Here is a 5966-nt window from a genome sequence, read left to right as displayed (position 1 = left end):
CCCGTCGGACGCGCCCTCAACGCCTCCCGCCAGACCGTCAAGGCCGCCCTCAACCGGGTGCGGACGGCCGCGCGCACCCTCGGCCGCAAGCTCCTCGACAGCACGTTGGGCCGCGCCCTCACCAACGGCGCGCACAGGCTCCGCGACGCCTACCGCAAGCAGCGCGACCGCCTGCGTGCCTGGCACCGGAAGCGCCAGCAGCAACGCGCCCAGCGCCGCGCCCACGAGAACTCGCCGGAGGCGAAGCAGAACCGCCTTGACCTGATCGCCGCCCGCATCCGGCCACGGATCCAGCGCCTGCTCCACCGAGGCGTCCGGGGCCCGGTGCTGCGGGCGCTGCTCGCCGCGATGCGCATGTGGTACCGGCTGTCGAGCCTGGGCATCGAGGGCGACAGGAACTTCGCCGTCACGGCCACCCTCAATCCGCAGGTGAAGCTCACCGACGCGCTCACCCTGGACGAGCGGGACCTGCTGGCGATGCTCGACGAGCTGTCCGCCGAGATCCTGAACCACTCCCGGACCGTCAGCGGTGCGAACCGGATCCACCGGAAGGACGACGATTCCGCGGCGGACCAACGGCGGTTCGGAGTCCCCCAGGGAGTCGGCTTCGCCTCGATGGCCCGGTTCATGAACCATCAGGGCCCGAGCATGGCGGGCTTCGACCACGCGAACGAGAGCGCACACGACGTGTTCGAGTTCGAGGACGGGCCCGACCGGACCCCGGCCGCCGTCACGCACACCGTGCTGCGCGAGACCAACAAGATGCGGAACGCCCAGCAGAAGCGGATCGCGGCCGGTGCCGACAAGGAGGAGCAGGAGAGCCTCCGGGCGGTCGAGAGCGCCCAGCGCCTCCAGCGGGCCGTGATCAAGCGGCAGCACGAGAACGGCCAGGCCGAGGAGCATCTGCGCTACCGGGGCCGCAAGAACCGTGCCGGCACGTTCAAGGAGGGCATCGCCGAACGGATCCTCAACGACCCCGACCACAACCGCGAGGTGGTCGAGGGGGTCCGGACGATGGCCGCCGGCGGCCGGGTCGACGGGCAGGTGGGGCGCGACGCCGCGTTCCTCGGCAGCCTGATCATGGGCAAGGAGGTCCACCGGAACGATCGGTCGATCATCCACTCGGGGATGCTGCTGCAGATGGCCGCCGAGGGCAGCCGGGTCTCCGGGGTCGCCCCGACCGCCGACCCGAAGACCAGCCTCCCCGGCCTCCGGGTCCACCGGGGCGAGGCGATGCCCGTCGCCGAGGCGCTGAAGTACCTCCCGATGGAGGGGGGAGGTGCCATGGAGCAGGCCAGGACGCTCGACCGGCAGCGCGCGAAGGAGCGTGAATCGGGTGCGGACACGAGCGAGAAGGCCTTCAACGGAAAGAACATCCAGGGGCTGGCCAACCGTGAAATCCTGGTGATCCAGATGTGGATCAAGTCCCTTGACATCAAGACCGAGAAAGGAAGCGAGATCACCACTCTCGAACAACTCAAGGGCCGGATCCGCGAAAAGCTTTTCCACTTGTACGGACTGAAGTAGCTCCCCGAGGTGATCGACCGATGACCGAGATTTTCGACCGAAGCCGACGGCTGGTCCTGCGGGACGACGCCGACGAATCCGCCGTGGAGGAACTGGCCGCGCTGATCGGCTGGCCGCGGCGCATCGACATTCCCGCGGACCCCGAGGAATGGACGCCCCGCCAGATCTCCTGGTACGTCGGCCCGGCCATCGTCCTCACCTACTGCGAGGATCTCCTCTCCGGTTTCTTCTATGTGATGATCACCGGTTCGGACGAGAAGGTCATCCGGAGCACGGTGGAACTCGCGGAGTCCACGCTGAACACCTGGCGGCTCCCCGAACTCGTCCGAAGTGCCGACCCCGAGGCGGATCCGGACACCTACGCGGCGGAGGTCCTGCGTCTGGGGCTGGGAGCACCGGTGGAATTCGACGAGGAATTCTTCCGGAGCGTCCGCCGCGCTCTGCGGAGCGATCAGCCGGAGGTCCGGAAGAACGCGGTGTGGGCGATCACGTACGAGCCGTGGCCCGCCTACGCGCCGCTGTTGGAGGAACTGCTGGACGAAGAGCAGGACGAGGAGGTGGCCGACATCGCCCGGTCCGTGCTTGAGGAGATGGCAGCGACGTGACGTACATGGACGCCCCCAAGCCCATCAGGGCCGGGCTGGTCATCGTCGATCCGCAGCGGGGGACGCCGCAGCGGATCGTCGTGCTGCAGTTCAACCCCGACAGCCTGGATCGGTCGCTCGCCCCGCAGGTGGCAGGAGCCGACGGGAGCGGGGACCGGACGGAGGCGTTGCGGCTGAAGGGTCCAGCCGTGGAGACGTGGAAGTTCACGGCGGAGCTGGACGCCACCGACCAGCTGGAGGTGCCGGCGCCGAACGGGATCCATCCGCAGTTGGCCACCTTGGAGTTGCTGGTGCAGCCGGCCAGTGCGCAGCTGCGGAGCAATCAGGCGCTGGCCGCGCTCGGGACGCTGGAGATCACCCCGATCGAGGCCCCGCTGACCCTCTTCACCTGGGGTGGGAAGCGGATCCTGCCGGTGCGGCTGACCGAACTGACCATCACCGAGGAGGCGTTCGACATCGAGCTGAATCCGATCAGGGCCGCCGTCGCGATCGGCCTGCGCGTCCTGACCGTCAGTGATCTGCCGACCGGGCACCGCGGGGCGGAGCTGTACCTCGCACACCTGGCGCAGAAGGAGCGGCTGGTCGGCACGACGGCCGGTGGCCGGCTGGGCGCGCTCGGCCTCGGAGGGGGGTTCTGATGACCGTCAACGACCCGCCGAACGCGCTGCCCGCGCCCTCGCCGTACCCGCTGACCAGCCGGTACCACGGCATCCCGGTCGTCTTGCACACCGAGCCGAACGGGCGGCACGTCCCTTTCCTCAAGCGGCGGTTGTTGCCCAGTGCGGACGGCCTGACCCCGCTCGCCGAGCACACCGTCAGCGCCGGCGACCGCCCCGACCTGCTGGCCTACCGCTACCTCGGCAGCGCCGACCGGTGGTGGCGGATCGCCGACGCCAATCCGGTCCTCGATCCGCGGGAGCTGACCGCGACCCCGGGCCGGCGGATCACCATCGCGCTACCCGGCGCGGTGCCCGGGCCGGGGGTGGGGAATGACTGACGCCTCGGCCGTCACGGGGGGCGGGCCGATCGGGTCGATCCACCTGAGCCTGCTGATGGGCCCGCAGCTCCCGGTGCCGGTGCCGCAGCCGGTGACCGACGCGCTGCTGTCGGCGCAGGTCACGGTGGCCTCCGGGCAGCGCAGCGGGTTCCAGCTGGCCTTCGACCTGTCGAAGCACGGTCTGATCAACACCGCGTTGCTGCCGGGCGGCTTCTTCGACCCGAAGGTCAGGGTCGTGCTGATGGTGACCGTCACGGGCACCCCGACCGTGCTGATGGACGGTGTGATCATCCGCCAGGAGGTCGGCATCAGCAACCAGCCCGGCCAGTCCACGCTCACCGTCACCGGCGAGGACCTGACGGTGCTGATGGACCTGGAGGAGCAGGCCGGCGTGCCGTTCCCCGCGATGTCCCCGGCGGCCCGGGTGGCCGCGATCATCGCCAAGTACGGGCAGTACGGCATCGTGCCGCTGGTCATCCCCGAGCTGGTGCCGCAGACGCCGATGCCGACCCGGCGGATCGACTTCCAGAAGGGCACCGACCTCGGGTACGTCAACGAGCTGGCGAAGGCCAACGGTTACGTGTTCTACCTCGACCCCGGCCCGGCCCCCGGGATGAGCCGCGGCTACTGGGGCCCGGAGATCCGGCTCGGTGTGCCGCAGCACGCGCTGAACGTGAACATGGACGCGCTGTCGAACGTCGACCAGCTCACCTTCGCCTTCGACGGGACCGCCCGCGAGGAGCCGGAGGCCCGCGTCCAGTTCCCGGCGACCAAGGTGTCCGCCGTCCTGCCGGTGCCGGAGGTCAGCATCCTGCGTCCGCCGCTCGCGCTCAGGCCCGCGCCGGCGCTGAAGAAGAAGGTCATCGCCGACACCGCCAAGAAGGACAGCTCCCAGGCCGTCGCCGAGACCATCGCCAAGGCGATGCAGTCGGCGGACGCCGTCTCGGGCTCCGGCCAGCTCGACGTCGTCCGGTACGGCCACGTGCTGCGGCCGCGCGAGCTGGTCGGCGTCCGCGGCGCCGGACTCACCTACGACGGCCTGTACTTCGTCAAGAGCGTCACCCACAACCTCAAGCGCGGCTCGTACACCCAGAACTTCACACTGACCCGCGAGGGCCTGATCGCCCTCCAGCCGACCGTCGTCCCCTGACGCTGCAGCAGGAGTTGCCCACATGGCCGAACCGACCCGCTACCTCGGCAAGTTCCGGGGGACGGTGGTGAACAACGTCGACCCGCTCGGGATCGGCCGCATCCAGGCCCAGGTGCCCGACGTGCTGGGCGAGGTCGCGTCGACCTGGGCGATGCCCTGCTTCCCGGTGGCCGGCCCGGGAATGGGGCACTACGCCGTCCCGCCGGTGGGGGCGGGCGTGTGGATGGAGTTCGAGCAGGGCGACCAGAGCTATCCGATCTGGACGGGCTGCTGGTACGGCTCCGCCTCCGAGGTGCCGGTGGAGGCGACGACCGGCCCGCCGGGCGTGCCGAACCAGGTGCTGGAGACCACCGGGCGGCGGGCGATCGTGCTGTCCGACGACCCGACCACGGGGATCACCCTCCACACACCGAGCGGGGCCTCGATCGTGATCAACGACTCGGGCATCCGGATCAGCAACGGCCAGGGCGCCTCGATCTCGCTCGTCGGCGCCACCGTTTCCATCAACCAGGACGCCCTGAGCGTGACCTGACGGGGGAGAGACTCGTGCCCGGAAATCTGCTGCACGTCAATGCGACGGTGACCTGCCCGCACGGCGCCCAGGCGACGGCCCTGCCCGCCCAGGCCCGGGTGCTGGTCGCCGGCCAGGCCGTCACCAGCACGGCCGACCTGTACACCGTGACCGGCTGCCCGTTCACCGTGGCCGGCAAGCCCCAGCCCTGCGTCACGATCCGCTGGGTGGTGCCGTCCGCCCGGATCCGGGTGAACGGCTCCCCCGCGCTGCCGCAGTCCGCCGTCGGGCTGTGCCAGAGCGCCGAGCAGGTCCCTCAGGGGCCGCCGGTCGTGACCGTCGTCCAGCAGCGGGCGGTGGGGGTATGAGCACCCCGACGAGCACCGCACAGTTCGACGGGCCCGGCGCCCAGCCGACGGCTCCGCTGCCCGGCCCGGCCCGGACGGACATCGCGTTCCCGTTCCGGATCGACAGCCGCGGGCGCACCGCCGAGGCGGCGTACGACGACCACGTGCGCGACCTGATCGAGCAGTTGCTGTTCACCAGCCCGGGCGAGCGGGTCATGCACCCGGACTTCGGCTGCGGGCTGCTCGACCTGGTCTTCGCGCCGAACAGCCCGGAGCTGGCGGCCACCCTGCAACTGTCCGTCCAGGCGGCGCTGCAGCGGTGGCTCGGCGACGTCATCGAGGTCGCCGCGCTCGACGTGGAGAGCGAGGACAACGTGGTGCGGGTCGAGCTGGCGTACGTCGTGCGCCGGACCGGTACCCAGCGGCAGGACGTCTTCGAGGGCGGGGTGGCGGCATGACCGGGCGATCCGAACGTCCGACGGCACGGTGCGGGACGGAACTGCGGCGCGCCGACGTGCGCGCGGCGCACCTGCTGGGCGTGGACGGCGCCGAGCTGGAGGACGACGGGCGCACGCTGAGCGTGACCTTCCTCGGCCGGGCGCCGCAGGAGCTGGGCCCGGAGAACATCCGCGTCGACGGCGGCCGGCGGATCACCGGCCTGCGCGCCGTCGCGGTCGACATCGAGCGCGCGGACGACCAGGAGCTGGACGACCGGATGCACGTCACCCTCGACCGCACCGGCGACACCTCCCGCTACCGACTGACCGTGGTCGAGGCGGACGCCTACGGCCGGCCGGGCCCCCGCCCGTACCCGGGCTTCGACCCGAGG

Annotated in this window: 7 protein-coding genes and 2 pseudogenes; all 9 read left to right on the top strand. The window is 70.9% G+C overall.

Features of this window, described 5'->3' with window-relative positions; all coding sequences use genetic code 11:
- Positions 1-1527, top strand: a pseudogene (locus tag ACIQOV_RS23440) (hypothetical protein); the annotation flags it as partial.
- A 20-nt stretch (positions 1528-1547) separates the two neighbouring features.
- Positions 1548-2132, top strand: a complete 585-nt coding sequence (locus tag ACIQOV_RS23435; protein ID WP_401051372.1) for a hypothetical protein — start codon at positions 1548-1550, stop codon at positions 2130-2132.
- 5 nt (positions 2133-2137) lie between these two features.
- A complete protein-coding gene (locus ACIQOV_RS23430) occupies positions 2138-2770 on the top strand; it encodes a hypothetical protein (protein WP_401051373.1) in 633 nt (210 codons plus the stop codon).
- Positions 2770-3129, top strand: a complete 360-nt coding sequence (locus ACIQOV_RS23425) for a hypothetical protein (RefSeq protein ID WP_401051370.1) — start codon at positions 2770-2772, stop codon at positions 3127-3129. The genes ACIQOV_RS23430 and ACIQOV_RS23425 overlap by 1 nt, the downstream gene beginning before the upstream one ends.
- Positions 3122-4279, top strand: a complete 1158-nt coding sequence (locus ACIQOV_RS23420; protein ID WP_401051368.1) for a hypothetical protein — start codon at positions 3122-3124, stop codon at positions 4277-4279. Before ACIQOV_RS23425 ends, ACIQOV_RS23420 begins: the two co-directional genes overlap by 8 nt.
- Before the next feature lie 22 nt (positions 4280-4301).
- Entirely contained in the window at positions 4302-4811 is a 510-nt protein-coding gene (locus ACIQOV_RS23415; RefSeq protein WP_401051365.1) for a phage baseplate assembly protein V, read from the top strand.
- 14 nt (positions 4812-4825) lie between these two features.
- Positions 4826-5158 carry a hypothetical protein gene (locus ACIQOV_RS23410; protein WP_359900772.1) on the top strand — a complete coding sequence of 111 codons (333 nt, stop codon included), beginning with the start codon at positions 4826-4828 and terminating at the stop codon, positions 5156-5158.
- Positions 5155-5595, top strand: coding sequence for a GPW/gp25 family protein (locus ACIQOV_RS23405; protein WP_401051361.1), 441 nt, complete (start codon positions 5155-5157; stop codon positions 5593-5595). Before ACIQOV_RS23410 ends, ACIQOV_RS23405 begins: the two co-directional genes overlap by 4 nt.
- A pseudogene (locus tag ACIQOV_RS23400) lies at positions 5592-5966 on the top strand (putative baseplate assembly protein); the annotation flags it as partial. The gene ACIQOV_RS23405 and the pseudogene ACIQOV_RS23400, both read left to right, overlap by 4 nt.

It is taken from the genome of Kitasatospora sp. NPDC091257, from assembly GCF_044757675.1.
Lineage (GTDB): Bacteria > Actinomycetota > Actinomycetes > Streptomycetales > Streptomycetaceae > Kitasatospora > Kitasatospora lactacystinica.
The sequence above is the reverse complement of the archived record's forward strand: the minus strand, read 5'-3'. Positions and strand labels throughout refer to the sequence as shown.